Source organism: Thermogutta sp. (assembly GCF_014359955.1).
Taxonomy (GTDB): domain Bacteria; phylum Planctomycetota; class Planctomycetia; order Pirellulales; family Thermoguttaceae; genus Thermogutta.
On record NZ_JACIYL010000579.1, the window covers coordinates 1 to 2,914 of the forward strand.

General features: G+C 60.2%; 2 protein-coding genes. Both read right to left on the minus strand.

The genetic code is table 11. From position 1 onward, the window contains the following. Positions 1-407 precede the first annotated feature (407 nt). A complete protein-coding gene (locus tag H5U08_RS14605; RefSeq protein ID WP_297034603.1) occupies positions 408-1,538 on the minus strand; it encodes a hypothetical protein in 1,131 nt (376 codons plus the stop codon). A gap of 206 nt (positions 1,539-1,744) precedes the next feature. Continuing rightward, complete coding sequence (locus tag H5U08_RS14610; protein ID WP_297034606.1) at positions 1,745-2,566, minus strand: hypothetical protein; 822 nt, start codon at positions 2,564-2,566, stop codon at positions 1,745-1,747. Positions 2,567-2,914 lie beyond the last annotated feature (348 nt).

The window sequence follows — 2,914 nt, forward strand, 5'->3', positions numbered from 1 at the left end:
GCGGATTCCGGACGCATCAAACTGACGCATGCGGTGGGCAATCCAGGAGTCGAACATAAAGGGTGCCTCTTCCATCCGAGAAAGGGAAAAACCCGGGTGACGTGCAAACTGTGTATATTACCACCCCGTGGCCAGGTCCACTATGCTCCCCTGACTGCGGTTTCCGTTTGAAGGTTCGGGCAATTCATGGGTTGCGCCGATAGCCCATTCAGGCCGGGATGTTTCATGACAAGTGGGGATAAGTCGGGCTTCGCGACGCTGTCTGGTGCGGGCGACCGTCAATCGGTCTTGCAAAACGGCGAGTCGCCGGGCCATTCGGTGAGATCGCCAGAAGCGACCACCAACCACCTCACGTGGCGTGGGTCAGACGTTGTCCCACACGGCAGATTCCAGGATCAGCAGGTGGACTATCGCACCCGGCACTGGAAGCGAATGACGCCGCCTTCGCCGGGTGGGAGTGGCTCGGTCAAGCGCCACTGCAGGGTCAAGGAACCTGCTTCATTGGGCTGGACGGAGAACTCCGCTCCCTTACTCGCCTGCGATGATCCGTCCACATACTCCAATCGCGTGGAGAGGTTGTCGATGATGACGAGATCCGTGATCGGAACGGTGCCCACATTGTCAAACCGAAGCGTAAAATCGACCGTTTCGCCAGGCAGGGCGGTGGCCGTCGATGCGACTTTGACCAGTCGCAGTTTGCCCTCTCCATAACGGCTCTGCACTCGATAGAGACTGTGCACTCGGCTGACGCCGACTTCTTCGGAGGCCGCACGGCCATCCACCACCACCTGGACCTGGGAATCAGCAGTCCAGGCAATGGCCGCCTGGACGCTTTGGGCCAGTGTGGGCATTTCGTCGGCCACCATCTGACCTTTAACAATCAGGCTGAAATTCTCGTAAGGCTTGAAAGCGTCGGAGAAGCCACGCGGTCCCAGGGCCTGAGAGACCGCTCCGTCGCGCTGGCCACTTTCGAAGATCGCCAGGCCGCGATGTTGCACTCCGGCTCGGGCCTGGTAATTCTGGGTGCCCATCCCCACGGATTGAACTTCTTCAATGCGGGCCATATGGGTCGGGGTTGAAACACCCACCACTTTTTCGGCTTGTTCGTCCGCTCGAACGCCCGACACTTGACGGACCGAGGCAAAACGTGGGCTGTAAATGAACACCCGATTGAAGGCCTGGACACGGCTTTTGCCGTCGGCAGTTTGAAACCTTGCCACCGTATCCTCCGGGTTGAGTCCGGTCACCCCATTTTCGGCCAGCCCGGCAAACGGCGGTAAGTCGCCGCCATCGGCCAGAAATTCATCCTGCGGCCAGGGGCCGGCAATCCCCGGAGGAGTCCACGCACCGGCTACCACACCCGGTGGTGTCCCACGGGGAAGCACGTTTCCCTGGGCGTCCACATAAATCGGTCCCTGGATTCCAGGAGGGACCGAGGGTGGCGGAGCCATCACCAGCGGAGGGGTTCCGTCAGAAACTTCCCCCGTTCCTGCGTTCAACGAAACTGCGGAGCCGACGTTCTCAGCGGAATAAGTCACCGGCCGGACTGCCTCTCGATCCGAATGCGTGGCGAGCTGGGCTGGGTGGGAATCGGGGGAGGGTAGGGGGGCATGCCCGCCTATCCGAGCAGCCTCTCTCGACACTGTTTTGCAAGAGCAGAAAATAAGCGCGCAAATCGCAATCAAGAGTAACCGTAACCAAGGCGACATGCCTGTCTCCCCGTCAGTCCGAATAAGACTCCCATTCATGGACGACGGCCCTCCGGTATCGGTTTCGGTGCCGTGGCCGGGGAATTCCCTGATGGAGGACCAGGCAACACCTTCACCTTGGGTGGGAAAACAACCAGGGGCGGGGATCCAAACAGAAAGGCGGGGTCGGATTCCTCCTCAGGAAGCGGAACCCGACCGCCCAGCCGTACGATCACCAACGGACGCCCCAGCGCATCTGCCACCGCCAGAGGATCCTGGTCGTGACGTACCTCAAACCAGAGCTGGCCGCCGGTCCCCTCCGCTACGGGAAGTGCCTGCTGCGGATCCTCCAGATAGACAACCCGGGTGACGTATTTTCCCTCCATGGCCAGCCGCAGGTCGTCAGGATGTAGCTCCACGATAATCGGGAAATGAAGTTCCTGTCCTGGGGGTGGATAGAGCCGGTCGATCACCTCCAGCGAAGGGAAAAGCTCAACACCCTCGGCCTGCGGAATGCCTGCCACTTTCAACCGGTAGACACGACCGACCAGCAATCCCACCGTGACGGGAAGGTTATGAAACTCGGTAAAGCCGTTCTTATCGGCAAAGGCGACCTGTAACCCATGCGGCCCGCGAATTTCCACTGGTTGAAAATAATTGGCCACCGGCCCGGGACCGGCGGCTCGGGTGGCTCCCACAAGCCCCGGCGGCGCTTGGATTGAAAAGACTGGCTGCGTGCCGGTCGTTTGAGAAAACGCCACACCGCAGAATTGGTCAACCGGCAGGCTGGGCACACCCCACACCACCAGGAGAGCGACGACGGTCGATCTCCAGTAGGCGAATCGAGGTGGACGTGTGCGTGTGCGAACCGCCTGCACGGTCAGACTCTCCGTTGTCGGGACCTTTGTGGCAAAACTGTTTTGACCGGATTCACCCTTAAAGTCGGCAAGAGTGGAGCCTTTTCATCAGCAAATTTGTGCCAATCGGCAGTGTCCTCTCATCGCCCAATGGGCATGCGTCTCAAAAAGTCCCGGTTGTTAAACCTCGGAACCACCTGGGGCATCCCCAGTTCTCTACTGCCGGAAACAGGCACGGACCGGGACAACGCCTTGGGCGGGAGCGAGCTTCAGCTCGAAGCCCGGAGGGACCTGCTTGTCAGGTCCGCCTCTCAATGTTGGATGCTCCATGTCGTATCGGCGGGCACCCAAACCTTGCCCGCACTCGTG